This window comes from Bacillus sp. SIMBA_154 (assembly GCF_046536015.1).
Taxonomy (GTDB): domain Bacteria; phylum Bacillota; class Bacilli; order Bacillales; family Bacillaceae; genus Bacillus; species Bacillus pumilus_P.
On sequence record NZ_JAWJBV010000013.1, the window covers coordinates 64,249 to 89,796 of the forward strand.

At 42.4% G+C, this 25,548-nt stretch carries 29 protein-coding genes; 11 read left to right on the forward strand and 18 right to left on the reverse strand.

Annotated features, from left to right (window positions below):
• Positions 1 to 20 precede the first annotated feature (20 nt).
• From R0K30_RS15905 to R0K30_RS15915, 3 genes are read right to left on the reverse strand one after another with little or no spacing between them, the layout of a single operon-like run.
• The gene (locus R0K30_RS15905) at positions 21 to 1,802 is read right to left on the reverse strand and encodes an acyl-CoA dehydrogenase family protein (protein ID WP_410611653.1); all 1,782 of its coding nucleotides are present in this window, start codon (positions 1,800 to 1,802) and stop codon (positions 21 to 23) included.
• Between the two features lie 14 nt (positions 1,803 to 1,816).
• A complete protein-coding gene (locus R0K30_RS15910) occupies positions 1,817 to 2,992 on the reverse strand; it encodes an acetyl-CoA C-acetyltransferase (protein ID WP_099727003.1) in 1,176 nt (391 codons plus the stop codon).
• Between the two features lie 12 nt (positions 2,993 to 3,004).
• Entirely contained in the window at positions 3,005 to 5,392 is a 2,388-nt protein-coding gene (locus R0K30_RS15915; protein WP_410611655.1) for a 3-hydroxyacyl-CoA dehydrogenase/enoyl-CoA hydratase family protein, read from the reverse strand.
• Between the two features lie 199 nt (positions 5,393 to 5,591).
• Between R0K30_RS15915 and R0K30_RS15920 the strand changes: the two genes are divergently transcribed.
• The 3 genes from R0K30_RS15920 to R0K30_RS15930 are packed head-to-tail and all read left to right on the forward strand — an operon-like array spanning position 5,592 to position 6,367.
• A complete protein-coding gene (locus R0K30_RS15920) occupies positions 5,592 to 5,729 on the forward strand; it encodes a YuzL family protein (RefSeq protein WP_003212904.1) in 138 nt (45 codons plus the stop codon).
• Positions 5,730 to 5,755: 26 nt separating this feature from the next.
• Positions 5,756 to 6,007, forward strand: coding sequence for a hypothetical protein (locus R0K30_RS15925; RefSeq protein ID WP_223249598.1), 252 nt, complete (start codon positions 5,756 to 5,758; stop codon positions 6,005 to 6,007).
• Between the two features lie 12 nt (positions 6,008 to 6,019).
• Positions 6,020 to 6,367: a spore coat protein gene (locus R0K30_RS15930; protein ID WP_410611658.1), complete on the forward strand. Its 348-nt coding sequence runs from the start codon at positions 6,020 to 6,022 to the stop codon at positions 6,365 to 6,367.
• Positions 6,368 to 6,401: 34 nt separating this feature from the next.
• Here R0K30_RS15930 and R0K30_RS15935 read toward each other — a convergent pair whose 3' ends face one another.
• The 3 genes from R0K30_RS15935 to R0K30_RS15945 all read right to left on the reverse strand — a co-directional run bounded on the left by R0K30_RS15935 (position 6,402) and on the right by R0K30_RS15945 (position 8,146).
• Positions 6,402 to 6,653: a YusU family protein gene (locus tag R0K30_RS15935; protein ID WP_249704895.1), complete on the reverse strand. Its 252-nt coding sequence runs from the start codon at positions 6,651 to 6,653 to the stop codon at positions 6,402 to 6,404.
• 72 nt (positions 6,654 to 6,725) lie between these two features.
• Positions 6,726 to 7,556 carry an ABC transporter ATP-binding protein gene (locus R0K30_RS15940; protein ID WP_003213584.1) on the reverse strand — a complete coding sequence of 277 codons (831 nt, stop codon included), beginning with the start codon at positions 7,554 to 7,556 and terminating at the stop codon, positions 6,726 to 6,728.
• A 146-nt stretch (positions 7,557 to 7,702) separates the two neighbouring features.
• The gene (locus R0K30_RS15945; protein WP_180275502.1) at positions 7,703 to 8,146 is read right to left on the reverse strand and encodes a YusW family protein; all 444 of its coding nucleotides are present in this window, start codon (positions 8,144 to 8,146) and stop codon (positions 7,703 to 7,705) included.
• Positions 8,147 to 8,272: 126 nt separating this feature from the next.
• Here R0K30_RS15945 and R0K30_RS15950 point away from each other — a divergent pair, with 126 nt between their 5' ends.
• Entirely contained in the window at positions 8,273 to 9,115 is an 843-nt protein-coding gene (locus R0K30_RS15950; RefSeq protein ID WP_410611660.1) for an oxidoreductase, read from the forward strand.
• A 41-nt stretch (positions 9,116 to 9,156) separates the two neighbouring features.
• Here the strand turns inward: R0K30_RS15950 and R0K30_RS15955 are convergent, their stop codons facing one another.
• Positions 9,157 to 10,542: a S1C family serine protease gene (locus R0K30_RS15955; protein WP_230030761.1), complete on the reverse strand. Its 1,386-nt coding sequence runs from the start codon at positions 10,540 to 10,542 to the stop codon at positions 9,157 to 9,159.
• 336 nt (positions 10,543 to 10,878) lie between these two features.
• On the opposite strand from R0K30_RS15955, the gene R0K30_RS15960 reads away from it, so the two are divergent.
• Both R0K30_RS15960 and R0K30_RS15965 read left to right on the forward strand, forming a co-directional pair.
• On the forward strand, positions 10,879 to 11,556 hold the full coding sequence (locus R0K30_RS15960; RefSeq protein ID WP_099726996.1) for a response regulator transcription factor: 678 nt from the start codon (positions 10,879 to 10,881) through the stop codon (positions 11,554 to 11,556).
• Complete coding sequence (locus R0K30_RS15965; protein WP_099726995.1) at positions 11,553 to 12,884, forward strand: HAMP domain-containing sensor histidine kinase; 1,332 nt, start codon at positions 11,553 to 11,555, stop codon at positions 12,882 to 12,884. The genes R0K30_RS15960 and R0K30_RS15965 overlap by 4 nt, the downstream gene beginning before the upstream one ends.
• A gap of 20 nt (positions 12,885 to 12,904) precedes the next feature.
• Here the strand turns inward: R0K30_RS15965 and spxO are convergent, their stop codons facing one another.
• Complete coding sequence (spxO, locus tag R0K30_RS15970; RefSeq protein WP_003212782.1) at positions 12,905 to 13,069, reverse strand: anti-adapter protein SpxO; 165 nt, start codon at positions 13,067 to 13,069, stop codon at positions 12,905 to 12,907.
• Positions 13,070 to 13,261: 192 nt separating this feature from the next.
• On the opposite strand from spxO, the gene R0K30_RS15975 reads away from it, so the two are divergent.
• Positions 13,262 to 14,140, forward strand: coding sequence for a TetR/AcrR family transcriptional regulator (locus R0K30_RS15975; RefSeq protein WP_256499005.1), 879 nt, complete (start codon positions 13,262 to 13,264; stop codon positions 14,138 to 14,140).
• 80 nt (positions 14,141 to 14,220) lie between these two features.
• On the opposite strand, the gene fumC is transcribed toward R0K30_RS15975, so the two are convergent.
• Complete coding sequence (gene fumC / locus R0K30_RS15980) at positions 14,221 to 15,615, reverse strand: class II fumarate hydratase (protein WP_099726993.1); 1,395 nt, start codon at positions 15,613 to 15,615, stop codon at positions 14,221 to 14,223.
• 87 nt (positions 15,616 to 15,702) lie between these two features.
• Positions 15,703 to 15,870 (reverse strand): YvzF family protein, encoded by a 168-nt coding sequence (locus tag R0K30_RS15985; protein WP_003213147.1) that lies wholly within the window; start codon positions 15,868 to 15,870, stop codon positions 15,703 to 15,705.
• Positions 15,871 to 15,983: 113 nt separating this feature from the next.
• On the opposite strand from R0K30_RS15985, the gene R0K30_RS15990 reads away from it, so the two are divergent.
• From R0K30_RS15990 to R0K30_RS16005, 4 genes are read left to right on the forward strand one after another with little or no spacing between them, the layout of a single operon-like run.
• Complete coding sequence (locus R0K30_RS15990) at positions 15,984 to 17,408, forward strand: spore germination protein (RefSeq protein ID WP_099726991.1); 1,425 nt, start codon at positions 15,984 to 15,986, stop codon at positions 17,406 to 17,408.
• Positions 17,395 to 18,489, forward strand: coding sequence for a GerAB/ArcD/ProY family transporter (locus R0K30_RS15995; protein ID WP_410611666.1), 1,095 nt, complete (start codon positions 17,395 to 17,397; stop codon positions 18,487 to 18,489). Before R0K30_RS15990 ends, R0K30_RS15995 begins: the two co-directional genes overlap by 14 nt.
• Positions 18,486 to 19,607, forward strand: coding sequence for a Ger(x)C family spore germination protein (locus R0K30_RS16000; protein WP_099726989.1), 1,122 nt, complete (start codon positions 18,486 to 18,488; stop codon positions 19,605 to 19,607). The genes R0K30_RS15995 and R0K30_RS16000 overlap by 4 nt, the downstream gene beginning before the upstream one ends.
• A gap of 37 nt (positions 19,608 to 19,644) precedes the next feature.
• Entirely contained in the window at positions 19,645 to 20,013 is a 369-nt protein-coding gene (locus R0K30_RS16005; RefSeq protein ID WP_099726988.1) for a hypothetical protein, read from the forward strand.
• A 41-nt stretch (positions 20,014 to 20,054) separates the two neighbouring features.
• Here the strand turns inward: R0K30_RS16005 and liaR are convergent, their stop codons facing one another.
• From liaR to R0K30_RS16045, 8 genes are all read right to left on the reverse strand, one after another.
• Positions 20,055 to 20,690 (reverse strand): two-component system response regulator LiaR, encoded by a 636-nt coding sequence (liaR, locus tag R0K30_RS16010; protein WP_410611668.1) that lies wholly within the window; start codon positions 20,688 to 20,690, stop codon positions 20,055 to 20,057.
• Positions 20,687 to 21,751, reverse strand: a complete 1,065-nt coding sequence (gene liaS / locus R0K30_RS16015; RefSeq protein ID WP_099726986.1) for a two-component system sensor histidine kinase LiaS — start codon at positions 21,749 to 21,751, stop codon at positions 20,687 to 20,689. The genes liaR and liaS overlap by 4 nt, the downstream gene beginning before the upstream one ends.
• Positions 21,748 to 22,512, reverse strand: coding sequence for a cell wall-active antibiotics response protein LiaF (gene liaF, locus R0K30_RS16020; protein ID WP_230030875.1), 765 nt, complete (start codon positions 22,510 to 22,512; stop codon positions 21,748 to 21,750). The genes liaS and liaF overlap by 4 nt, the downstream gene beginning before the upstream one ends.
• 30 nt (positions 22,513 to 22,542) lie before the next feature.
• A complete protein-coding gene (gene liaG / locus R0K30_RS16025; RefSeq protein ID WP_099726984.1) occupies positions 22,543 to 23,412 on the reverse strand; it encodes a LiaG family protein in 870 nt (289 codons plus the stop codon).
• Positions 23,413 to 23,523: 111 nt separating this feature from the next.
• Entirely contained in the window at positions 23,524 to 24,189 is a 666-nt protein-coding gene (liaH, locus tag R0K30_RS16030; protein ID WP_230030756.1) for a stress responsive protein LiaH, read from the reverse strand.
• Between the two features lie 15 nt (positions 24,190 to 24,204).
• The gene (locus R0K30_RS16035) at positions 24,205 to 24,414 is read right to left on the reverse strand and encodes a hypothetical protein (RefSeq protein WP_410611671.1); all 210 of its coding nucleotides are present in this window, start codon (positions 24,412 to 24,414) and stop codon (positions 24,205 to 24,207) included.
• Between the two features lie 11 nt (positions 24,415 to 24,425).
• On the reverse strand, positions 24,426 to 24,596 hold the full coding sequence (locus tag R0K30_RS16040) for a hypothetical protein (RefSeq protein WP_410611673.1): 171 nt from the start codon (positions 24,594 to 24,596) through the stop codon (positions 24,426 to 24,428).
• A 166-nt stretch (positions 24,597 to 24,762) separates the two neighbouring features.
• The gene (locus tag R0K30_RS16045; RefSeq protein ID WP_410611677.1) at positions 24,763 to 25,332 is read right to left on the reverse strand and encodes a cob(I)yrinic acid a,c-diamide adenosyltransferase; all 570 of its coding nucleotides are present in this window, start codon (positions 25,330 to 25,332) and stop codon (positions 24,763 to 24,765) included.
• Between the last annotated feature and the right edge of the window lie 216 nt (positions 25,333 to 25,548).

Consider the following 25,548-nt stretch of genomic DNA (forward strand, 5'->3'; position numbering starts at 1 on the left):
CCACACCTTTCGAACCGTTTTTACACGATATATTTCTCTGCTTCAAAGATTCGTTTCGCCACCTCACGCTTTTTAGCAATGACATTGATCGGCGTGAATCTTGTCAGTTTACGAAGGGCTGACAGACTCATACGGAGTGAATCTCCTTCTTCCATCGCGATCAATGATTCTTTTGCGTGGGCTTCAATCTTTAAAAAGGCTTCCTGCATGAAAATTTGTGTGTAGGCGAGCTTTTGAGCGTTCTTTTCTGGGCCTGATGCAGCGATGGCTTTTTCTGTACGCAGGATCGCCGATTCAGCAGCAAACAGTTCATTGACGATATCTGCTATGTTCACAAGGATTTCTTGCTCTTTGTCTAATGCTTTCCCATATTTCATCGCTGCCATGCCTGCCACCATCAAGGCGATCTTTTTCGCATGGACGAGCAAATATTTTTCTTGATCGAGCGGCTGATCACCTGGTTCTTCCGGCATCATCATCATCAGCTCTTCCTGCAAGGTTTGCGCTTTTTGAAGAAGAGGAAGCTCCCCTTTCATCGCTTTCTTCAAGAATGTGCCTGGTACAAGTAAACGGTTAATTTCGTTCGTTCCTTCAAAAATACGGTTAATTCGTGAGTCACGATAGGCTCTTTCGACTTCGTATTCTTGCATGAAACCATATCCGCCATGAATCTGCACACCTTCATCCACAATGTAATCGAGTGTTTCAGAGCCAAGCACTTTACAAAGAGAGCATTCAATTGCATATTCTGCAATGGATTGCGCAATTTGTTTCCCGTCCTTTTGCTCTTCTTCACTTAATAGACCCATCCGCTGTTCAAATAGCCCCACTGTGCGGTAAACAGCACTTTCCATGGCATAGAGCTTTGCTGACATGTTAGCTGCTTTTTCACCAATTAAGCTAAATTGAGAAATCGGTGTTTTGAACTGCTTACGCTGGTTCGCATATTCTGCTGATAATTGAATGACCCGTTTTGACGCACCGATTGTGCCGACTGCCAGCTTATAGCGTCCGATATTCAAAATGTTAAAGGCAATGACATGGCCTCTGCCTGCTTCACCAAGTAAATTCTCTTTTGGCACTTCGGCATCTTCTAGAATTAACGTTCTCGTCGATGATCCTTTAATGCCCATCTTTTTCTCTTCAGGCCCAGTTTTGACACCTGGAAAATCCTTTTCTACGATAAAAGCAGAGAAGTGTTCACCGTCAATCTTCGCATACACAACAAAGACATCTGCAAATGCGGAGTTCGTGATCCACTGCTTTTCCCCATTGAGGACATAATGTGTTCCAGCTTCATTCAGGACCGCGGTTGTTTTTGCCCCAAGTGCGTCAGAGCCTGAACCTGGCTCCGTTAGTGCGTACGCCGCAATGGTTTCTCCAGAGGCGAGTCCTGGCAGGTACGTTTCCTTTTGCGTTTGATTTCCGAACAGCACGATCGGCAGAGAACCAATGCCAACATGAGCACCATAGGAAAGTGAGAAGCTACCTGCTCTGGCGAATTTTTCAGTAATGATGGCTGAACTGATTTTATCTAACCCGAGTCCACCAAATTCCTCAGGAACGTCCGCTCCAAGCAGTCCAAGCTCTCCAGCCTTTTTTAGAAGCCTGACAGAATGCTCGAATTCATGATTTTCAATTTGATCTATATGCGGGACAACATCTTGTAAAATGTAATCCTCTGTTGTTTTCCCGATCATTTGATGTTCATCAGAGAAATCCTCTGGCGTAAAGATATGCTCATAATTCGTCTCATCAATTAAAAAACTGCCACCCTTTTTCACATCTTCCATTGCTTTCATCCTGTTCTCCCCCTTTAGATCAATTCAAAAATGCCCGCTGCTCCCATGCCCCCACCGATGCACATCGTCACAATGCCAAATTGCTCGTTTCGTCGTTTCATTTCATGAATGAGTGACAGCGTTAGTTTCGTTCCTGTACAGCCGAGCGGATGTCCTAGCGCAATTGCCCCGCCATTGACATTCACCTTCTCTTCATCGATCCCTAAATGACGAATGACTTGAATGGCCTGAGACGCAAACGCTTCGTTTAATTCAAACAGCCCAATGTCCTTCAGCTCAAGCCCAGCGATTTTTAGCGCACGCGGAATCGCTTCAACCGGACCAATTCCCATCACCTCAGGCGGTACACCGCCAACAGCAAACGCTCTAAACTTAGCAAGTGGCTGAAGTGAAAGAGAGGATGCTTTCGCGCGATCCATCATCATCACACACGCCGCGCCATCACTTGTTTGTGAGGAGTTTCCTGCGGTCACCGTTCCTTTTGTTGAGAAAGCAGGTCGTAAGGTTGAGAGAATCTCCTCTGTAGTGCCCGCTCTCACACCTTCATCCTGTGAGAACGTAAATGGATGTTCTTCTAATTGATACTGCTCTCCTACCCGTCTTTCTGTCACATCAACGGGAACAATTTCATCTGAAAATTTCCCCTCCTGCAATGCCTTTGCTGCCTTTTGATGGCTTCTCACCGCAAAAGCATCTTGATCTTGCCGTGTGACCTGATACTTTTGCGCCACTTGCTCCGCTGTATGCCCCATGCTCATATAGTATTCAGGCGCTTGCTCTGCCAAAAGAGCGTTTGGACGAATGGAGTGACCCATCATTGGGACCTGCGACATCGATTCGACGCCTCCGGCTAAAATGGTTTCTGCCTGCCCCAGCATAATCCGTTCACCAGCGTAAGCGATAGACTGAAGACCAGACGAACAGTAGCGGTTAATGGTGATGGCAGGTACGGTATAAGGCAGCCCAGCTAATGCCCCAATATTCCGGGCCACATTTAACCCTTGCTCTGCTTCTGGCGTCGCACATCCGATAATCAAATCATCGATCTGTCCGTCGTAATCACCGGCACGCTTTAGCGTTTCTTTTACACACAATGCGCCCATATCATCAGGTCTGACATGTTTTAATGATCCTTTTTTGGCTTTCCCTACTGGTGTTCTTGCGCCAGCTACAATCACTGCTTCTCTCATTTTGACTCCCCCCTAGTTACGTAAAGGTTTTCCTTTAACGAGCATGTGCTGCATGCGTGCCTGTGATTTCACTTCTCCTACAAGACTTAAAAAGGCTTCCCTTTCAAGCTCTAATAAGTATTGTTCATCCACCTCTGTACCAAATGACAATTTGCCGCCAGAAATGACATGGGCTAGTTTTTTCGCAATGGTCATGTCATGGTCTGAAATGTATCCAGACAATCTCATATTTTCAGCAGCCAGCACCATCGCTGCGTATCCTGTTTCCCCCATAACGGGCACCTTTTGCTTAAGCGGCGCACGATAACCCGCTTCATCAAGAGAAAGAACGAGTTGTTTCGCATCATGGATTAAATGATCACCATTCATGCTGATACGGTCATTCACGCGGAGCATCTTCATATCACGCGCTTCCTCTGCTGATGTAGATACCTTTGCCATCGCAATGGCTTCAAAGGTTTGCAGTGTAGCATCTTGTATCGCAGTTGCAGAAGGCTTTCCCGCTCCTTGCAGATGGCGAATATAGAGTTCTTTGTTTCCGCCTCCGCCTGGTATCAGTCCGACCCCCGCTTCCACAAGTCCCATATACGTTTCACTGGACGCTTGGATAGCGGCTGCCGGAAGACAAAGCTCAGTCCCTCCGCCAAGCGTCATGCCAAACGGTGCAGCAACAATTGGTCGGTCACTATACTTCACCTTCATCATCGCCTGCTGGAACCTGCGAATAACAAAATCAATTTCAAAGAAGTTGTCGTCCTGTGCTTCCATTAAAATTAGGGCAAGATTGGCACCAACACAGAAGTTCTTTCCTTGGTTACCGATGACAAGCCCTTTATAATTCTTTTCCGTTTCATCTACAGCACGATTGATCATATCAATGACATCAAGCCCAATTGCATTGCTTTTCGAATGGAATTCAAGTAAGGCAACATCATCACCGATATCGATCAAGCTCGCACCCGTATTTTTGAAAATGACATCGTGTTTCTTTTTCAATCTAGCTAACGAAATATTTTTGTCGTTCCCTTCTTCCTGTTCATAAGCGCCTTTTTGATAAAATGCACGCTCTCCTTCGGCATTTTCTTGATAGAACGTGTCATGTCCTTCTGAAAGCATATCTTGCACCCACGACGGGATGCTATGCCCTTCTGCTTCCATTCGGTTGACGGCTTTGTTCACACCAATCGCATCCCACAGCTCGAATGGACCATGCTGCCAGCCAAATCCCCATTTCATGGCGTTATCGATGGACTGAATATCATCCGCAATGTCGCCTTTTAGATGAGCTGAATAAAGAAGCACAGGTGCTGTCATATTCCAGAGCAATTGCCCAGCACGCCCGTCTTGATAAATAAGCGCTTTCAATTTCGCTTTTGTTCCCTTTTGCTGCTTGGCAATGTCAATGCCCGGGTCCTTCAGCTTCGTCCGTTCTCCGTATGTGAGTGTCACAGGATCAAGCTCTAAAATGGTCTTCCCGTTTTTTTGGTAGAACCCTTGCCCTGCTTTACTGCCAATCCACCCTTTTTCGAGCATTCTTTCAATAAACTCAGGCAGCTGGAAAATATCCTTCTCCTTTCCTTCTACCTGTTCATACACATTGCGGGCTACATGAGAAAATGTGTCGAGTCCGACCACATCAAGTGTACGGAAGGTTGCACTTTTCGGTCTGCCTATGAGTGGCCCTGTGACAGAATCCACTTCTCCGATTGTATATTTGTTCTCAAGCATTTCTCGCACTGTGACAAGAAGTCCATAAGTCCCAATGCGGTTGGCAATAAAGTTCGGCGTATCTTTCGCTTCGACAACGCCCTTGCCGAGTACATCCTCACCAAATGTTTTCATATATGAAAGTACTTCTGGATCTGTTTCTTGAATAGGAATGATTTCTAAGAGCTTTAAATAACGGGCTGGGTTAAAAAAATGAGTGCCTAAGAAGTGGCGTTTAAAATCATCTGATCGGCCTTCTGTCATTTTTTCAACAGAAATACCGGATGTATTACTTGATACGATGCTGCCTTCTTTGCGGTGTTCGTCGATGAGAGAGAATACGTGTTGTTTAATGCTGAGCTTTTCAGTGACGACTTCGATGATCCAGTCAGCGTCATGTAATAAGGAAAGGTGATCTGTGAGATTTCCTGGTGTGATGTATGATAGGTTTTTCGCTGAAGTAAGAGGTGCTGGCTTTTGCTTTAACAATTTTTTCATCGCTTCTTGACTTAATCTATTTCGAACACTAGGGTGATCTAGCGTTCGCTTTTTTGCCGTTTCTTCCTTTGTCAGTTCATTTGGCACAATATCTAGCAATGTTACTGGTATCCCGATATTGGCTAGATGTGCAGCAATGCCTGAGCCCATGACACCTGAACCAATGACAGCCGCCTTGCGAATATGTTTGCACATAAATATCCCCCTAAACATTTTGAATGAACAGTCATTCATTTTTTGTCCAAAAAAAAGCAATACCTCTTTCTTTATCTTAAAAGATTTTCCGAAACAGTTCAATAGCAGATTTCAAAAATTTACACATTCTCATGTGCCTGACTTTACAGCGTATGAATTAAAGACGAGAGGGAATTGTAAGAATGGAGGTGATGTCCACATGTCTCGTTTGAAGAAAAACCCATCGAAAGCAGGCGTAAGTGCTGCAAGTGTAAAAGGAAACGCAGGTCCATCACAGGAAGCAGACCTAGGCGGAAAAAAGACCAGTCAAAATCAGCAATATAAAAAGAATCAGTAAAGAAACAAAATCGTAAGGAGGAACACATCTTGAACAATCAGCAAATGAATATGCCCCCACAGGTCATTTCAGTAAAGGATTCTTTGTACTTAGAGGATATGCTGAACTGGAATTTGATTGCCATGAAAAAAGCTCATTTTATGGCCGAGCATTGTCAGGACCAAACATTGAAACAAGAATTAAATCAAGTTGGCCAAATGCACCATCAGCATTACACACAAATTCTTCAGCATTTAGGCAGCTCAGGGCAAGGCCAGTCTACTGGCTTTATGCAATAGGAGGAAAATAACATGGAACAGCAAAACCAACAAAAAATCGGGAATCCACAAACCCCGGTTCCCACGACAACAAACATGAATGATCGTGATTTTGTCACGGTTCTCTTGTCGACTGAAAAATATATGACAAGCGGATACAACACAGCACTCAATGAATTCAGTCATGAATCTCTTTACCAAGATATTCAGCGAATTGCGCTCGAAACACAGAAAACACAAAGACATTTATATGATGTCATGTTCAGATATGGCTGGTATTCTGTTGAAGCGGCTGACCAGCAAAAGCTACAGCAGGCACACCAGAAATTCCAGCAAACACTGACAGATCAATCTCCATACGGATCATCACAGATGTCATAAAGAGAAAAACTGCCAGTATGATGCTGGCAGTTTTTTAGCGGTCTTTTTTGGCTCGATGAGCTTCATTCAGTTGTTTGATCCGCTGAATGGTTTCTTTGATCTCTTCTTTTGCCTCTGGATACGTTTCGTTAAAATGCTTTGCTAAAGGCGGCATGCTTTTGGCAATATGCGAGTAGATCACCCACTGTTTCACATCTTTTTTCAGTGCTTCGGTCGTTTCACCAAGCAGCAGTTCTGTATATTTATCAAGCAAGCCTTCAAGCTTTTCGTCTAATTCATTTCCCATTCATTTTCCGCTCCCTTTTTCAGAAAAAAGCCTGACTCTGTGAGTGACAGATGTCAGGCTTTTGACATACGATTATCTTGCAGCAAGAAATGTCTCGGCTTGCGCTTGTTGCACAATACAGCGTCCTCTGCCATGCGGAATACATAATGGTGTTCCGAATAAAGGATCTGTTGTCACTTGGCAATTCATATCAAAGACATTTTTCACGAGATCACAATTAATGACGGTTTCCGGTCTACCTTCTGCATAAATCGTCTTGTCTTTAATCGCTACAAGATGATGAGCATATCTGCATGCGAGATTGAGGTCATGAAGAACCATCACAATCGTGCGCTGCTCTTTTTCATTTAAGTCAAAAAGAAGGTCAAGGATTTCAATTTGATGCGTCATGTCTAAATACGTCGTTGGTTCATCTAACAAGATAATATCCGTCTCCTGCGCTAACGTCATCGCAATCCATGCACGCTGCCTTTGTCCACCTGATAATGAATCAACCGTTCGATCAGCGAGGTCTTCCATTTTTGTTGACTTCAGTGCGCGATTCACCGCTTCTTCGTCTTGCTTCGACCACTGCTTCAGCCAATTTTGATAAGGATATCTCCCTTGCTTCACTAGCTGATGCACGGTTAATCCTTCTGGTGCTTCTGGCCCTTGTGGAAGAATGGCGAGCTGTTTCGCTACTTCCTTTGTTGGTAATTTTGCAATGGAATGACCTTCAAGCAGGACAGAACCGCCCATTGGCTTCATGAGACGGGCCAAAGAGCGAAGTAGCGTGGATTTACCGCATCCATTGCTGCCAATAAATACTGTGATTTCACCCTTAGGGATTGATACATTTAGTTCATCTATGATCATTGTTTCTCCGTAGCCTAAGCTTAAACCTTCAGTAGAAATGGCACTCATTCCGCTCAAACGCTCCTTTTCTCATGCAAATTTTTTATATTGAATATCGTCTATGTTAGACGGAAAAGATGACTTATCTCAATTTAGTGTATCAGATTTAAGTGATCTTGAAAATCATTTTCAATTAAAAAATGAGAAAGTCTCGTTTACTTCTTCTTTTGGAATGTACGTTTTGTCCCATCTTCGAGCTTTATATCGACCTGAATCCGCTGATAATCGTCATCTAAATTAAAAGCAGCTAATAGTTCATTTACATACGCTTCATTCATCTTTGCGCTAGGAATAGACATATCATTTAGCTTCATCTTCATCTCTCGCAAAGCTTCTTCTCCTTCATAGCGGACACCATTCATATGGTCTCGAATGAGCGCTTCTTCTTTGCCGCTCGCCTGACGGTAGGTGGCTTCGTATAATTCACTTTTATGTCCATATTGTACATGCAGGTGCAGATGCTGAAATGGCAGTTCCTTCATTTGAACAGCTGACAAACTCTCTGCTTCTGCTTCATTTGTATGCTGTAACGGTTCGATTGATTGACAGCCGGACAGCATAAAGAGCAGCACTCCTAGTCCCGCCTTCTTCCAACACATCATGTGTTTCCTCCTATTTCACATCATCGTTTTTTATTCTTCTCCAAGCTTCTTTTCGTTATTCAACTAAACAGTGTGTTATGGTAAATGAAAACAAAAAATATACGTCAAAAGGAGAACCGGATGATGAAAAAAACAGCCATTGTGACTGGTGCCAATAGCGGCTTTGGAAAACTTATCACGATGCGCCTCGCTAAGCAAGGCTATACAGTGATTGCTGGTGTCAGGCAGGACGCCAATGCCAAAAAGCTCGCCGAAGAAATGAAGCAAGCCTCTTTATCCGAATCTATACATATTGAAGCATTAGATGTGGCTGACACGCAGTCGATTCAAGCATTTAAGAAAAAACTGGATGCCTATGCACCCATTACCCTGCTCGTGAACAATGCAGGGACCGCCTATGCTGGCTTTGCTGAAGAGGTACCTATTGACACGTACCGCCAGCAGTTCGAGGTGAATGTCTTTGGTGTGATGGAAATGACACAAGCGGTTCTTCCGTTTATGACAAGCGGTGCAAAGATATTCAATATGAGCAGCATCAGCGGATTAATGGGAATGCCCGCACTTTCTCCATATGTATCCTCCAAGTTTGCTTTGGAGGGCTATACAGAGAGCTTGCGCATTGAACTGGCCTCGTTCGGTATACAGGCGGCCTTGATCGAGCCGGGCTCTTTCCAAACAAATATTTGGAACACCTCCATGAACGAACAGATGATTCAGCCAGCGGAAAATTCTAAATACACAAGCATCTATCAAAAGATGATGGGTTATATCGATGCCCAGAAATCAAACTACGGAAATCCTCGTGAAGTCGCGGAGCTCGTTGTCACACTTGCAGAAAAGAAACAGCTGAAACAGCTAAGATATCTTGTTGGGAAAGGCGTTAGACTTTCATTTACAGCAAAGCAGCTCTTGCCTTGGAACTTGTGGGAAAAAATCATCTTACGTACACTCTCATCAAAAAAATAAGCACAAAAAAACAGGTGGGCCTTTCATCCACCTGTTTTCATTTATTCAGTTTCAGACTGCCCAAGGGTAATATCTAGATTTTTATTCTTCCCTTCACGAATGACGGTCATTGTGGTTTTATCGCCAATCTTTGTTTCTTTGTAAAGAATTTCTTTCAGCTGAGAGCTGTTCGCCACGTCTTTTCCTTTAAACTTGATGATCACATCTCCAGATTTCAAGCCTGCCTTTTGTGCAGGAGATCCTTTTGATACATCTTTTACGTAAATGCCTTTGCCGATTTGTTTATCAAATAATCCGAGCGTATTTTCCTGATACGTTTCAGGCACTTGCTCAAGGTCAATCATTTGTACGCCAAGATAGGGACGTTCGACTTTTCCATTTTTCAATAACTCATCTACAATCGGTTTCACATCGTTACTTGGGATCGCGAAGCCGAGTGATTCCACACCGCTTTCGCTAATTTTCAAGCTGTTGATACCAATGACTTGACCATTGGTATTGATCAGTGGACCTCCACTGTTCCCTGGGTTGATCGCTGCATCTGTTTGCAGCACATTCATCTCAACAGTACCAGATGATGTATTCGCTTCAACGGTACGGTCAACACCACTAATAATCCCTTCTGTCACAGTACCTGAGAACTGCGCACCGAGCGGATTTCCAATGGCGATTACTTTGTCTCCAGCACGAAGCTTAGAAGAATCACCAAAGCTTGCCACTTTATCAATACCGTCAGCGTTAATCTCGACAACGGCTAAATCAGTCATGACGTCACTGCCGACTAGCTTCGCTTCTTTTGTTTTCCCATCATAAAGCGTGACCTTTAATTTATTGGCACCCTCGACTACGTGGTTATTTGTAATAATGTACGCCTTCTTGCCATCCTTTTTAAAGATGACACCGGAACCCGTTCCAGCTTCTGCTTCTGTTGAATCACCGCTAAGACCGAACGAATTTTGTGTAGATTGATAGTTTGAAACCCCTACAATGGTCGGCTCTAAATCTTCTACCATATCAGCTACATTCGTGGCATTGGTGATTTGTTTTGTTGAGAAATTATCAGAGGTTGCCGGTTCACTTGACGCTGTTTGGGTTTGAGTGTTTGCGGCTGTATCCTGTGACTGCGGCAAAAGCGGCGTAATGCCAAGCACAAGACCTCCGCCAATAATCCCCCCAAGAATCGGGCTCAGCCATGCAGCCTTCCGTTTTTTCTCTTTTTTAGAAGCACGGTCATCCATCATTTGAGGAGATCTGTTTGTCACATTCTCCTGAGATGCAGATGTTTCGTTTTCATGTTGGTGAAAAACGAGTTCTTTCTCTTTTTGTGGTTCGTCTATTTGTTTTTCATTCTCTTGATGTGTTTCTTCTTGATGTGCGTCTTCTTGATGATTCATCTTTTTCTCTTCATCTTCTTTTCGGAAATCCATCGCTTGCACTCCTTTGCATCATTTTCATGACATGCTTCATTCATATGTGTAGATAGGACTCATGTCCTCTTAATGGCAAGATCATTGAAAATACTTTATGGCAATATGTCAAATTATATAATACTTATTCATAGAAAAAAAGCAAGGTGCGCACATTGGTGAAAAGCACCTATTCTTCAGCCTTTTGTCTATGCCCTTTTTTCCCTTGAGCTTATCATAATCAAACATTATGGGATAATGATGAGAAGAATATGTGAAATTGTGAAAAAAGCGTGTGATTGTTGACATGCCGCCTTTGTATCCCGTTATAATGACGTTGAGAGGATGTGGAAGACTTTGTCGTACACCATTTATTTAGTGGAAGATGAACAAAACTTAAATGAACTTTTAACCAAATATTTAGAAAGTGAAAATTGGAATGTCTCCTCTTTTTTAACCGGAGAAGCGGCACGTGAGGCAATGAACAAGCCGCCGCATCTATGGATCTTAGATATCATGCTGCCTGATACGGACGGCTACACACTCATTAAAGAAATCAAAGCTGCATCACCTGACGTACCGGTCATTTTCATTTCAGCTCGTGATGCAGATATTGATCGTGTCCTCGGCTTAGAGCTAGGGAGCAGTGATTACATTGCGAAACCATTTCTTCCGCGGGAGCTGATTATCCGGGTGCAAAAGCTGCTGGAGCTTGTGTATAAAAACAGTGGTGCCCCGCAGCAGCAAAGTATCACACCCGTTTCCTCCTATGTCATTCATGAGGATATAAGAGAGGTGTATGAAGGAGATCAGCTCATTAACTTAACTTCTAAGGAATTTGACTTGCTGCTCTTATTTACACATCATCAAGGACATGCTTTTTCCAGAGAAGATATACTCGTCAAGATTTGGGGACACGATTACTTCGGGACAGATCGTGTTGTCGATGACCTTGTCAGACGGCTGCGCAAAAAAATGCCTGATTTAAAAGTCGAGACCATCTATGGATTTGGCTATAGGATGCTAAAGGGATGAAGAACAAACCACTCGCTTTTCAAATTTGGGTCGTGATCTCCGGCATTTTGCTGACGATTTCGATTGTCCTGATCATTTTATTTTCAAACACATTACGCAACTTCTTCACGAATGAAATTTATAAAAATATCGAAAATGAGCAGCAAGTGCTGACAGAATACCCGTTGAACCGAGACGGCTCGCCAAAGTCGACACCAGAAAATCGCTCGGTTCAGCACATTCTGATCCCGTCTGATGAATTAAACCAAATGGCACAGTTTTTCCCGCATGCGTTTATTGAGAAGGTCCAATCCTTTGTGAAAAAACAAAAAAGCGCAACAAAACGCTATTCTGAAGAGGTCAATGGCCAGCATATCTTTTTTGTGATCAAAAAGGTATCAACAGGCAATACACAATATATTCTCCTGTCCTATGCACCAGACTCTTATCGAGACGACTTGTCCTTTACGCTGTTTAAACAGCTGATATTGATCTTAGGCACCGTTATTTTACTGAGCTGGATTCCATCTATTTGGCTTGCCCGCTACTTATCGCGTCCGATCGTTGCGTTTGAAAAGCACGTGAAGCGGATTGCACAAGAGGACTGGGACGACCCTGTGATCGTTGACCGGCAAGATGAGATCGGCAAGCTCGGTCACACCATTGAAGAAATGAGACAAAAACTCATTCAAAAGGATGAAACGGAACGAACACTTTTGCAAAATATATCACATGATTTAAAGACACCTGTCATGGTCATCCGCGGCTATACGCAGTCCATTAAAGATGGTATTTTTCCTAAGGGAGATCTTGAACAAACGGTGGAAGTCATTGAAGGTGAAGCAGAAAAGCTTGAGAAGAAAATCAAGGATTTGCTGTACTTAACAAAGCTTGATTATTTATCAAATCAACACCCCGCACATTCTTCCTTCCTCGTGAGTAATACGATGCTGGAAGTGGTCGACCGAATACGCTGGTCGAAAAATGAATTGCAGTGGAACGTGGACTTAGATGATGAGGCTACACTTGAAGGCGATCCAGAACAATGGAGCAAATTATTTGAAAATGTACTAGAAAACCAACTTCGCTACGCGAAAAGTAAAATTGATATTCATATGAAGCAGGAAGAGGATCAAATCCGCATTGTTATTCGGAATGACGGTCCTCCAATTGAAGAACATATGCTATCCAACCTATACGAACCTTTTAGTAAGGGAAAAAAGGGCGAATTCGGTATTGGGTTAAGCATTGTCAAACGAATCCTTTCAATGCATCAAGCGTCCATATCTATTGAAAATGATGATCTAGGTGTACGTTATACGATCACTGTTCCAAAGAAGAGACTGTAGGTTTTAGACCGCAGTCTTTTTTAGATGAATGAATACCCATTGAAATCACGGTATGTGGCTTTAATCTTCTTACCAGCTTGATACATCCATTTCTTTTCAATTGTGGTTTCTTTCGGCATTTTGACTTTTTCTACTTGAATCCCTTTTGTTCGCAAGCGTCTAATCATATCATCGATTTCTCTCATGGAACATCATCCTTTCACATATTTTGACCAGTTGGTCACCTTACTTTATAATATAAAGAATTACACTGTAAAAAACAAGTTACAATCTGATTAATTTTTGAAAAGTTTCGTCGTTTATGACCGATAAGTCACATCTCTTTGCGCACGTTTCCTCAGACATTTGTCTCTCGGTAAGAAAGGATGACATTCATATTGAAAAAGAAAGAAAAAATGATCATTGAGGCCGGCATGAAATTATTTGCCAGCAAAGGCTACAATACAACGTCTGTTCAGGAAATTGCGGATGAATGCCATATGTCAAAGGGTGCTTTTTATCTTTATTTTAAATCAAAGGAAGCACTGCTCATTTCGATCTTGCATTACTATTACGATAAGGTATTTACCCGGATTCATGAGGTTCAAACAGAGGGCGGCACACCAAAAGAAGCCTACCGCAAACAGCTCACTGTCTATTACGATAATATTTTGCAGCAAAAAGATTTTATTAAAATGCAGCTGAGCGATCGAGCTCTTCCATTGAATGAAGAAACGCAGCAGCTCGCAAAACAAATTAGGCTTGCAACCATCCAGCTTCACATTGATAACATTAAACAGGTGTATGGTGACGCAGCGATTCCTTATATGGCTGATCTTTGTTTGACGATCGAGGGCATGAGTCACGTTTATTTTGAGCTTGCGATTTTATATGATTTTCAGCTAGAGGCTGAAGAGCTTGCCACAACCATGATTCACCGTATCGATGATTTGATGGGCGGCATGATGAAGCGAAACGATAGTCCGCTCATTTCCGTAGATCAAGCGAGTGATTGGTTTGGTCCTATTTATGAACGGTCATTCGACCCGCTGACAGAATCTCTGTTAAAAGAATTAAGAGAGCTTGCAGAAGAACACTATGAAGTGAAAGACGAGCCTGATTTATTTGAAGCTCTCGGCATTTTAGAAAATGAGTTCAATAAACAAAAACCAAGACAAGTCATCCTGAAAGGCATGCTGTATCAACTGAAATTGCACGTGCCGCTCCAATCCATATCTGAGTCACTTTTGCGCATTTTGAAAGAGGATCATTTATAAAACCTAGGCAGCCCCTAGGTTTTAATTTTGTTCACCATATCTTTAAATTTAAAAAACCAGGGGCAGCCGCCCCTGGTTTCTTATTTTGCTTTCGGTGTCACCATTTCCTCTGGTTTCACAAATTGCTCAAACTGCTCTTCTGTTAAGAGCTCTAATTGAAGTGCCGCTTCTTTTAATGTTAATCCTTCTTTGTGAGCAAGCTTGGCAATTTTCGCTGCATTTTCATACCCGATGTGCGGGTTAAGTGCCGTCACAAGCATCAATGAATTATTCAGGTTTTTCTCGATTGTTTCTAGGTTTGGTTCGATTCCAATTGCACATTTGTCATGGAATGAGTTCATGCCGTCAGCCAGTAACTCAACTGATTGCAGGAAGTTATAGATGATGACCGGCTTAAATACGTTGAGCTCAAAGTTTCCTTGGCTTGCTGCAAAGCCGATTGTTGCATCATTTCCCATGATTTGCGCAGCAATCATTGTTAAAGCTTCACTTTGGGTTGGGTTGACTTTTCCTGGCATAATAGAGCTTCCTGGCTCATTTTCAGGAATGATTAATTCGCCAATTCCGCAGCGAGGACCACTTGCAAGCCATCTCACATCATTGGCAATTTTCATTAAATCAGCCGCAAGTGCTTTTAGGGCACCGTGTGCATACGTAATTTCATCATGGCTTGTCAGCGCATGGAATTTGTTTGGTGAAGAATTGAAGGTTTGACCTGTCAGCTGGCTGATTTCTTCAGCGACATATTGTCCAAACTCAGGATGTGCGTTAATCCCTGTACCAACAGCGGTTCCGCCAATCGCGAGCTCTCTCATTTTCTCAGTTGATTCTAGAATCATTTCTTTCGAACGATCCAGCATGTAAACCCAGCCGCTAATTTCTTGACCAACTGTAAGCGGTGTTGCATCTTGCAGGTGCGTACGACCGATTTTGACGATCTCTTGATACGCCTTTGCTTTTTCATCAAGTGTTGCTCTTAGCTGGTCAATAGCAGGTACTAATTTTTTGTATACAGCTAAAACAGCTGCCACGTGCATAGCCGTTGGAAATGTATCGTTTGAGCTTTGGCTGCGGTTCACGTCATCATTCGGATGAATGCTGAACTCACTATTTTTATCTTTCAAATAAGCAGTTGCTCTATTTGCAACGACTTCGTTCATGTTCATGTTACTTTGCGTTCCACTACCTGTCTGCCAAACAACAAGCGGGAAATGCTCGTCATACTTTCCGCGGATGATGTCATCACATACAGCAGCAATCGCTTCTGCTTTTTCACTTTCAAGGTTACCAAGACGTTCGTTGGCAATCGCTGTGCTACGTTTCAAAATTGCAAACGCATTCACAACTTCCTTTGGCATTTTCTCAGAACCGATTTTGAAATTTTCTTTGCTTCGTTGTGTTTGTGCCCCCCAGAACTTGTCCTTTGGCACCTTGATTTCGCCCATTGTATCTTTTTCGATTCTAAATTCCGTCATTATGTATCCCTCCATAGCTTCATCACTCAACTCTATTCTATACAAAAAACGAAAATCCTTTAAGCGTTTTCAATTAAAATTTTATCTTTATTTTAATTTTAGTTCAATATAAACGCGAACATCTTTTGAATATTTGTATTTTGGGTTCGTTTTTCCGTAATCTTTTGACGTATATGTCACCTCATAATGCTTGTCAAACGACTGTAGAATACGGTCGATCTCCTCTTTTGTTCCTGCTAAACGAATTTGTGCCATCTTGTTTCCTCCAAAACCCTCATTCTTTCTTTTACCACAAAATAATGTAACACAGAATATTGTTTTTTCAAGCAGGTAATGCTAAGAAAAAGATGTTAAGGCGGGTGATCCTTTTGAATCAGACTCCATTGAAAGAGCACTTATACGATAATCTCTCTGTCATTCTCCCGCAGTTAAAGGAAATGGACGATTTGATCCATGAGAAAAAAACATTACCTCACGGACAGGTTGTTTACTATTTATACATTAAAGAAATGAACGACACCATGCAGATTCAAACCTTCTTAAAGCTGCTGCTGCAAGATCATGAGTCTCTAACAAAAGAGAAGCTGGAATCCAATTTATCAATGATGACAACTCGTTCGGTGAAGACCTCTGAAGAATTGGTCGGTGCCATTTTTCAAGGGCATTGTGTGGTGTTAATCAATGGATTTCAGCACGCTTATATTTTAGAAACGAACGGAACGAAGAAACGTAGTTTAGGCGATTCTACATCTGAAACAGTGGTGAGAGGGCCAAAAATTGGCTTTATTGAAGATTTAGACACGAACTTAGCTCTCGTAAGACAGCGCTTGAAAAACCCTGATCTCAAAACAGTCGACATGAAGATCGGGCAAAAGAAATACACCCAAGTGACCATCATGTACATTGACGGTACTGTTGACACTTCTGTTTTAAAAGAGGTTAAAAAACGGCTCAAACAAGTCACCATTGATGATATACAAGACTCTGGCGTCCTTGAGGAGCTCATTGAAGACAATGTGTATTCTCCTTTTCCGCAAATTCAAAACACAGAACGGCCGGATAAAGTCGCGTCTGCTTTAAATAATGGTCGTGTCGCCATTTTTGTCGATCATTCACCTTTTGTGTTAATTGTGCCTGCTTCCCTCGCTACGATCATGCAATCACCTGATGATTATTATGAAAGATGGATCGCTGCCTCTCTCATTCGTTTGCTGCGTTTTACTTCCATCTTTCTTACGTTATTTTTATCTGCCATTTATATTGCTCTTGTGTCCTTCCATCAAGGTCTTTTGCCTACACCGTTAGCCATTTCCATCTCAAGCACAAGAGAAAATGTCCCCTTTCCACCTATTGTGGAAGCTCTCATCATGGAGATGACCATTGAGCTGTTACGGGAAGCTGGCTTGAGGCTGCCAAATCCGCTTGGTCAAACGATCGGACTTGTTGGGGGGGTTGTGATTGGACAGGCTGCCGTTCAAGCTCATATTGTTAGCTCGATCATGGTGATTATTGTCAGTGTCATCGCACTTGCATCCTTTACCGTTCCTCAATACGGGATGGGCATGTCATTTCGCGTGCTCCGCTTTGTGTCCATGTTTACTGCAGCTACATTTGGTTTATATGGGATTGTACTGTTTATGCTCGTACTACTTACACATTTGACTAGACAAAAAAGCTTTGGCACCCCATACTTCTCACCAGATTTTGTGTTCAGCTATAAAAACGAAGACAATTCCATCATTCGATTGCCTTTGAAAAACCAAAAGAAAGGAGAACGACATGGTCAATCATAAAGAGTCGATCACAAGCTATCAGGCAAGTGCCATTATTACGAATACCACTTTAGGCGCAAGTATGATGATTCTGCCAAGATCAATGGCTCAGGCTGCGCCTACACCTGACGGCTGGATTGCACTCTTATTGATGAGTGCCATTTACATTGTGTTTATTTTTGCGAATGTGCTCATGATGAAAAAGCTTCCCTTCTCCTCTTATTATGACTATACAAACGAAGGGCTTGGGAAATGGATTGGCGGCCTCGCCAACCTTTTGATCATTATTTATTTTCTTGGCGTCGCCAGCTATGAAGTAAGGGCCATGTCGGAGATGGTCAAATTCTTCCTGCTTCAAAACACGCCGACAGCCGTGACAATGATCAGCTTTATTTTGGTCGGCCTTTATCTCGTGATTGGCGGCATTGGTGATTTTGCCAGACTATGTCCTTTTATTCTCATTGTTACACTCATCATCTTATTTATTGCCTACGGACTCAGTGTACAAGAATTTAAGTTAGATAATCTCCGTCCAGTTTTAGGAGAAGGCTTCTCTCCTGTCTTCAATTCCTTCAATGCTTCGGCCATTTCGTTTGTCGGCATTGAAATGATGCTGTTTATGCCTGCCTATATGAATACTCAAAAACACACCTTTGCTTATGGAACAGTCGGCTTTTTGATTCCTGCGATCATTTATATTTTCACCTATATTCTTGTGGTTGGTGCGCTGACTGTAAAAGAAACGGCTACTTTGACTTGGCCGACCATTGCATTGTTTCAATCATTTGATATTCAGGGGATTTTTATCGAACGAATAGAATCCTTTTTGCTGATCGTATGGCTTGTCCAGCTTTATACAAGCTTTGTAGGGTATACATTTTTTGCTGCAATAGGTGTATCCAAGCTGACCAAACTTCCTAAAAAAGTCGTGGTCGCCTTGATGGGAATTGTCATCTTCTCTGCCGCTTTATTTCCAAAGGATGTTGATACAGTGCGTGATTATTTAACCTATGTGAACAACCTATTTTTCCTTTTATTCGGCATATTACCGTTTCTCTTATTCATCCTTGTGTTTTTCAAAAGGAGGCGGAAAGCAGCATGAAAAAGAAAGCCGCTCTTGCTTTCCTGGCGCTTATTCTATTAAGTGGATGCTGGGATAGTACAAATATTGAGGAGCTCAACATGGCAATTGGGTTTGCTGTAGATAAAGGAGATCACGGACATAAGCTAAAGCTGTCTATGCAAGTTCTGGTTCCACAAAAAATTGATCAAGAAACGAGCGTGAAAGACCCGACGAAGATCATTGAAACAAGCGGAGATTCCATACACCAAATTTTCCGCACAACTGCCCTGAAGAGTCATCGTATTTTCGCACAGCAGCTTCGAATTTATTTATTTTCTCAGGAACTCATCAATGAAAATAACTTCGATCTTGTGATCAATCAATTTATTCGAGACAATGAAACACGGAGAGGGAGTCTTGTCTTCATGACCTCAGAGAAGCCTGGAGACATGCTGAGAATCAGTGATGCCGGGCAGCCAGCTTCATCCACCCTATACGACATTTCAGGGAATACAAAAACGACCATTCGTATGTTCAAGCCGGTCTCGTTAGGAGATATTTCTTCTGCCATGCAAAACAACGTATCCTTTGCGCTTCCGAAAGTCAGTGTCGATCAGGGCAAATTAATATTGGACGGTGCCTCTATTATTAAAAATAGACGATTTCTCACCAACATCTCTCCGTTAGCGGTGCAGTCTTGTAACTTGTTGACTGGGGACGCAAAAGGCGGAGTCATTGAATTTGAATATGATCAAAGCATCTATTCTTTTGAGATTTTTAAACTTAAGCATAACATCGAGACCCATAAAACAGCCAATGGCAGATATCAATTTGATGTGTCAGTGGAGATTGATGGAAGATTGTCTGAGGATTGGAATAAGCGAGAGAACGCATTTAATGAAAAGTATCTTCAAGAGATTGAGGATGTCGTGGCACGCCGGTTAGAAAAAAACGTGAACAATTTCGTTGAGGAATTACAGAACGAGATCAAAGCAGATATTTGTGGATTTTATCAAAAAGCGAGTATTGCATACCCGAAGGACTTTCGAAAAGAAGCGAAGCATTGGGATGAGATTTTTAGTGAATCGGATATTCGTTACAAGGCAAATGTGAAAATCCGTGACTTCGGGACTAAGGGCGCAACACAATCCTTATAGAGTATGTTAAAATGGTAAGAAAAAAAGGGTGTCAATCATGAAACGAGCTTTACTTTCGGCCGGCATTCTATTTTTGATTCTAGGAATACTTCTGTTAATCGTTGTATTCATGCAGTCAAAAGAAGATTTCTTCATTGAAGCCGACAGCTTTTCGAGCACATTTTTGATCGTGATTTATTATGGACAAACCCCTGCGCTCCTTCTGATTGGAGGCGGATTATTCGTCGGACTTTCACAGATCATTGATTTGCAGGAGAAAAAAGCAGCAGTGGCAAAGGAGAGCGTAAAGCTATTATCCGAAATGAAGAAAACACTGGAAGACAAATCGGCCGAGGAGCAAGAGGCTTTTCCAGTTCCTGAGCTCCATCAACTATCCGAACGTCCGATCACAGGACAGAAGGACTAATTTACGCATGTTCTAGCAGCTTTCATTTGAAAGCTGTTTTTTTATTGAATCAGCTTATGGCGATGTGCATACACAGCCGCTTGTGTGCGATCTTCTACATCGAGTTTTGAAAGAATGTTAGTAATATGCGTCTTCACCGTTTTAATTGTAATAAATAATTCCTCGGCAATAACCTTATTCGATTTTCCATCCGCAATCAGCTTCAATATTTCCATTTCCCTTGCTGTTAATGTATCGTGCAGGATTGACCCATTTGATGAATGACGGAGTTTATTCATGACCTTTCCAGCCACTTTTGATTCAAGTCTTGGTTCGCCGATACTCGCAGACTTAATGGCATCAGCAATTTCTCCTGCCTTGGATGTCTTTAGTAAGTAGCTCAAAGCACCAGCCTCAATGACTGGATAGACTTTATCATCATCAATAAAGCTCGTCAGAACGATAATTTTGGCATCTTCGATTTCCTGACAAATTCTTTTCGTTGCTTCGATACCATCCATTCCTTCCATCACAAGATCCATTAAAATCACATCTGGCTTTAGTTCAACCGCTAGCTCTACACCTTTTTGTCCATCTGACGCTTCACCGATGACTTCAATATCAGCCTGTGCCTCTAAAAAGGCGGCAAGCCCCATTCTCACCATTTCGTGATCGTCGATTAAAAGCACTCGAATCATCGAACGTTCTCTCCTTTTCCTTCATCAAAAATGGGAACCTTCACATCAATTTGTGTTCCTTTTCCCTCAAATGACATAATCTCTGCGACACCGCCCACTTCACTTGTTCTTTCTCGAATCGATTCAAGCCCGTAGGAGGCCGTCTTCACATGATCCGTTTGAAAACCGATACCGTTGTCGATGATCTTCAGCTGCACTTGCCGATTTCTAATGAGCAGACGCACGGTTACCTTTGTCGCCTTTGCATGACGAAACACATTTGAAAGGGCTTCTTGCACAATTCGGAATAGGTGGTCTTCCACCCCTTTAGATAACGGGACATCATCTTCGATTTCCCAATCAATATCAATCGGCTGCTTTGCCTGGAATTCATTTAGCAGTTCAATCAAGCCTTTTTTCAAGTCTTTTCCTTCAAGCGTGATCGGCCTTAGATGCAGAAGTAGTGCGCGCATCTCATTTTGTGCATCGCCAGCCATTCGTTCGACAAGACGCATTTGCTTTAAAATCTTTTCATCCTGTTCCTTCATTCCTTCAAGAATGGCAGAGGTCATCATGGAAATCGCAAATAACTGCTGGCTGACCGCATCATGCAGCTCACGCGCTAAACGCTGACGCTCTCCTGAGACAACCGATTTCTTCATTTGAACCTGCCATTCAGCCCGTTCATTTGAGAGCTTTTGTAAGGAGGCAACTTGCCCCTCAATCCGTTTCGCCATCTCATTTAATTGATCGGCCGCTAAGCCAATTTCATCGTCACCTAGAGACGGCAGCCTATACGCAAAGTTCCCATTTTCAAACTTCAAAATCGACTCCACAAGCTGATCCAGCCGTTTCTTATGCTGATAGCCAAACACATGCCCGGCAGAAACGCCAATGACAAGACTAATGATGAGTAAAATACAAAAAAACGGGATGCCGAACCACCGCGTAGACAGCAGGATCATGGGGTCAAGCTGATAATAAAAAAACATCGGCAGCGTCGTCATGATGACAACACCGAGCGAGATCCCAACTGCGAGACGAACAGATTGCCACTGGATGCCTAAATGCAGTTTCCTCATAAGTACCTCACATCCACATCCCCAATCAGTAGAGAAATGGAGATTTTCACTTTTCGCTTACTCTCATCGTAATCATTGGTCATCACATACACCTTACTGCCGAACCCGCTTCTTTTTTCATCAATGATTTTCATATCACCAATGGCAGCTGAAGCACTCACACATACTTCAATATCCTGCGGTACGTAAATATCCACATCTCCAATAAGTCCACTGATGACGATGGTGCTTTCTTCTTCCGCGATGATGGCCTTTGATAAGTCGATTTTGACATCACCAATAAAGCCCGAAATCGTCAAATCACTTAATTGAAACGGCTTTTTCATCAGTCTGACTTCACCGATAAAAAAGTCATGCTCTTTGTGCGGCTTTGTCTGGCTTTTTGTTTTCTTTTGGTCGCTCTTTTTTTCAAGATTGACTTTCAGTGAATGCTTTTTCTCGTCTGCTGTTTCCTTTTTATCGACATCAAAAACGGGTTTGTTCTTCAATAAGCGATAACCAGCATAGATCAAAAAGGCAGCAAATAAATATCCTGTTAAACTAAAAGTGATATTTAGCAGAAACTTCAAGAAGAGAAAGCCGGCAAAAATATAGGAAACTGAACCGAGCCAACGTTTGGATCGTGAGTGCAGCCAATATCCAGCTAGAGCAAAGAACACAGGCCAAAACAGATCTGCTCCGATCCCAATAATTTTGAGAAATAGATTAATACCAAAAATCACAACAATGATACCTAAAATTTGATTTCTTGAAAAACGCAGTTGACTCGCCTCCTTCCTTTCTTACGTTCATTACCGTAGTTTTAGGCTGCCACTTGTCATCTCAATATCAACTAAGTGTGTCCCTTTTCCCCGCGTACCTGTAAAGTCTCGACCTTCATTATCGGCTTGATCAAAGTTATACGAATGATCGACGCTTCCACTTGTTTTTTTCACTTGAACTTTGAAGTCTCCATCATCTGGCAAATTGAATTTCGCACTGCCTGATGTCATATGAAAGAAGACAGGTGAATCTATTGTATCAAAACTTGCCGTCAATCTACCGCTTGTCATGCTCAATTGCAGCTCCCCTTTGACATCTTTAATATCGGCACGGCCCGAAGTTGCACCAATGTCACTATCCTCCGCATTGATATGAGACACTGAGAGTCTGCCGGATGTAGCTTTGATTTCCACACGTTTTGCTGAGAAATTCTCGGCTGTGAGGTTACCGCTCGTTGATTTGAGCGTCACATCTTGAAGAGACAGCTTCCCTTCGCCATCTACCTCACTCACACCACTTCCACCCGTAATCTTCACATTTTTATGATAATTTGTTGGAATCTTCACTAAGAGTTCTCCTTTTTCAAATGAAGAGAAAAACAAGAACCCTTTATTTTCAGCACGGATTTTGAATGTACCGCCTGTTTGTTCCGCATACATCTTTCCTTTTCCATTGACAACAGACACGGAAATATCAGAACGATTTTCAGGCTCCACCTTTACGCGAAATTGAGAAAGAGAGATATCTAAATGATCAACCTCATCTTTTTTCGCTGAAGCTGATGTCACCGCTTTTTCACGGGAAAAACTCAAATGAAAGAGATCTCCATTTTTGAAAAGCATCCCAATTATTAAAAACACTCCTACAAGTATACAAATTAGACCGATTAACCGCTTCATTCATATCATCCCTTTATCTTTTGACCTTTTTATTATAAGGAAAAGTGAAACAGAAAGAAATCAAATATCGGAAGAAAAAGCCTGCATTTCTTCCGACTTGACACATCTTCCTTATTTTGCTTTCTGCTGTTCAGGCTTCTTCTCCAGCTTGAGCTTCTGCCATTCTTTTTCAACCTCATCGGCATAATCTAGATGAGCATACGCACCTTGCTCTGCAAATTGTGCATAGCTGCCTGCTTTTGTCTCCATTTCTTCTATACGATTCTCCATTCGAAGAAATTCCTTATATGCACTTTCACTGTCTACTTTATTTATAGATTCGTTCATATGCTGCTTTGCCTGTGCGGCATTTGCTCTTGCAATGAGTGCTTGCTTCTTGTCTTTAATATCACGCAGCTTCGTTTCTAAATGCTGCAATTGTTCTTTCAGCTCTTTCAATTGTTTCACAGATTGCTGGTAGGCATCCTGATACTCCTTATGCTTTTCTTCAAAATACTTCATTTCAGTGAGCGCTTTTCGTGCAAGCTCTTCTTCTCCCGCATGAAATGCCAGCTCAGCCTGCTTCTTTCGCTTATCAGCAAATGCTTCTGTCTCATCTGCTTGACGCAGGAAGCCTTGCTGAATCGTTTGCTGTTTGATGATCGCATGTTTCGCTTTGGCAATATCGTCCTCCATATCACGAACGTATTGATTCAGCATCACACGTGGATTCTCCAGTTTATCTAAGCCTTCATTGACGGTTGCAACAAACATATCTCTTACTCTTCTTAATACCATTTAATATTCCTCCCTTTATTTTTTCTTTAAAAAGTCTTCCCATTCTTGATCAAATGACGTATGGATGGGTTCTTCCATGTTCGGTGCCGCACCCGGCTCCCCATATGATCTGCCTGATGATTCTTTAGCTGATTCACCATTTACCATCGTCCAGCCAAAATAGAGAAGTGCTCCAGCAAATGCGATTCCGAGTAAAAATGGCAGAGATTGCATAACGAGCAGCACACCGATGACAGCTAGAATGACACCTGCGGTTTTACTGCCTTTATCATATTTTTTACACCTACATAGATGAGCCACGCCCCAATAAGAGTTGGGATCAGCCCTCCTAGTGAACCACCAAAGAAGATGGATAAACCGACAAACATAAGAATCGAACCGATGATTGTTTTACTTGTTATTTTCATCTTCATGCCTCCTTTCTTGCTCCTTGCTTTTACTATAGTCAAAAAAGAAAGCTAGCAAAACGTGTCGCAGATTGATCTTTGATTGCGACCAGAGTCGTAACTATGCTCAGACTAAGCGTTAGAATCCAACAAAAAAGCACTCTTCTGATTCGAAGAGTGCTTCCCTTTATTTAGAACGAAACACGTCTGCACTTCGTTCATATTCAACATCCGTTTCACCGATCCGATGATTGACGATACGTGCGGCTGCAAACAAATAGTCAGAAAGACGGTTCACATATGTGAGCGTAACTGCTGGAATCTCCTCCTGCTTCGCCAGCGTCACAATATGCCGCTCTGCTCTTCTGACGACTGTCCGCGCTACATGCAAGAAAGCAGCGCCTTCCTGGCCACCCGGTAAAATAAACTTGGTAAGCGGTGAGGCTTCCTCTACATACACATCCATTCTTTGCTCAAGGAATGCCACCGATTTTTCTGTTAATTTACCTTCTTTACACGGCTTCAATGCTGCCAAATCGCCGCCGCAGTCAAAAAGCTCATGCTGAATGACGATCAGCTCTGACAAGATATCTTGAAACAATTCGCCATGCTGCCGTAAATTTGCATGCGCAAGTCCAATGAAGCTATTCGCCTCATCTAACGTACCGTACGCTTCTACTCTCATGTCATCTTTATCGGCTCTTCCACCAATCAAGCCTGTTTGGCCTTGATCCCCGGTTTTTGTATAAAGTTTCATCGGTTTTCCCCCTGTCTATCGCTTTGTCCTCTTAGTATACCCTGAAGTGAATAGGATGTATTTGTTTTACTGAAACACTGTGATTTTCATGTTCTGTCGATTTGAATACGAAACGAAAAAAAAGTGAACGAGTCCGTTCACTCAGGCTGTCGAGAAAATCTCGACAGCTTTATTTTTTTCCTTAAAATTTACATCTCCTCATTTTATAATAGAGAA

What these genes read in the sequence shown, in the direction of transcription:
- R0K30_RS15905 (WP_410611653.1), bottom strand. Translation starts at nt 1,802, where the DNA reads ATGAAAGCAATGGAAGATGTGAAAAAGGGTGGCAGTTTTTTAATTGAT.
- R0K30_RS15910 (WP_099727003.1), bottom strand. Translation starts at nt 2,992, where the DNA reads ATGAGAGAAGCAGTGATTGTAGCTGGCGCAAGAACACCAGTAGGGAAA.
- R0K30_RS15915 (WP_410611655.1), bottom strand. Translation starts at nt 5,392, where the DNA reads ATGTGCAAACATATTCGCAAGGCGGCTGTCATTGGTTCAGGTGTCATG.
- R0K30_RS15920 (WP_003212904.1), top strand. Translation starts at nt 5,592, where the DNA reads ATGTCTCGTTTGAAGAAAAACCCATCGAAAGCAGGCGTAAGTGCTGCA.
- R0K30_RS15930 (WP_410611658.1), top strand. Translation starts at nt 6,020, where the DNA reads ATGGAACAGCAAAACCAACAAAAAATCGGGAATCCACAAACCCCGGTT.
- R0K30_RS15935 (WP_249704895.1), bottom strand. Translation starts at nt 6,653, where the DNA reads ATGGGAAATGAATTAGACGAAAAGCTTGAAGGCTTGCTTGATAAATAT.
- R0K30_RS15940 (WP_003213584.1), bottom strand. Translation starts at nt 7,556, where the DNA reads ATGAGTGCCATTTCTACTGAAGGTTTAAGCTTAGGCTACGGAGAAACA.
- R0K30_RS15945 (WP_180275502.1), bottom strand. Translation starts at nt 8,146, where the DNA reads ATGTGTTGGAAGAAGGCGGGACTAGGAGTGCTGCTCTTTATGCTGTCC.
- R0K30_RS15950 (WP_410611660.1), top strand. Translation starts at nt 8,273, where the DNA reads ATGAAAAAAACAGCCATTGTGACTGGTGCCAATAGCGGCTTTGGAAAA.
- R0K30_RS15955 (WP_230030761.1), bottom strand. Translation starts at nt 10,542, where the DNA reads ATGGATTTCCGAAAAGAAGATGAAGAGAAAAAGATGAATCATCAAGAA.
- R0K30_RS15965 (WP_099726995.1), top strand. Translation starts at nt 11,553, where the DNA reads ATGAAGAACAAACCACTCGCTTTTCAAATTTGGGTCGTGATCTCCGGC.
- spxO (WP_003212782.1), bottom strand. Translation starts at nt 13,069, where the DNA reads ATGAGAGAAATCGATGATATGATTAGACGCTTGCGAACAAAAGGGATT.
- fumC (WP_099726993.1), bottom strand. Translation starts at nt 15,615, where the DNA reads ATGACGGAATTTAGAATCGAAAAAGATACAATGGGCGAAATCAAGGTG.
- R0K30_RS15985 (WP_003213147.1), bottom strand. Translation starts at nt 15,870, where the DNA reads ATGGCACAAATTCGTTTAGCAGGAACAAAAGAGGAGATCGACCGTATT.
- R0K30_RS15995 (WP_410611666.1), top strand. Translation starts at nt 17,395, where the DNA reads ATGGTCAATCATAAAGAGTCGATCACAAGCTATCAGGCAAGTGCCATT.
- R0K30_RS16000 (WP_099726989.1), top strand. Translation starts at nt 18,486, where the DNA reads ATGAAAAAGAAAGCCGCTCTTGCTTTCCTGGCGCTTATTCTATTAAGT.
- R0K30_RS16005 (WP_099726988.1), top strand. Translation starts at nt 19,645, where the DNA reads ATGAAACGAGCTTTACTTTCGGCCGGCATTCTATTTTTGATTCTAGGA.
- liaR (WP_410611668.1), bottom strand. Translation starts at nt 20,690, where the DNA reads ATGATTCGAGTGCTTTTAATCGACGATCACGAAATGGTGAGAATGGGG.
- liaS (WP_099726986.1), bottom strand. Translation starts at nt 21,751, where the DNA reads ATGAGGAAACTGCATTTAGGCATCCAGTGGCAATCTGTTCGTCTCGCA.
- liaG (WP_099726984.1), bottom strand. Translation starts at nt 23,412, where the DNA reads ATGAAGCGGTTAATCGGTCTAATTTGTATACTTGTAGGAGTGTTTTTA.
- liaH (WP_230030756.1), bottom strand. Translation starts at nt 24,189, where the DNA reads ATGGTATTAAGAAGAGTAAGAGATATGTTTGTTGCAACCGTCAATGAA.
- R0K30_RS16040 (WP_410611673.1), bottom strand. Translation starts at nt 24,596, where the DNA reads ATGAAAATAACAAGTAAAACAATCATCGGTTCGATTCTTATGTTTGTC.
- R0K30_RS16045 (WP_410611677.1), bottom strand. Translation starts at nt 25,332, where the DNA reads ATGAAACTTTATACAAAAACCGGGGATCAAGGCCAAACAGGCTTGATT.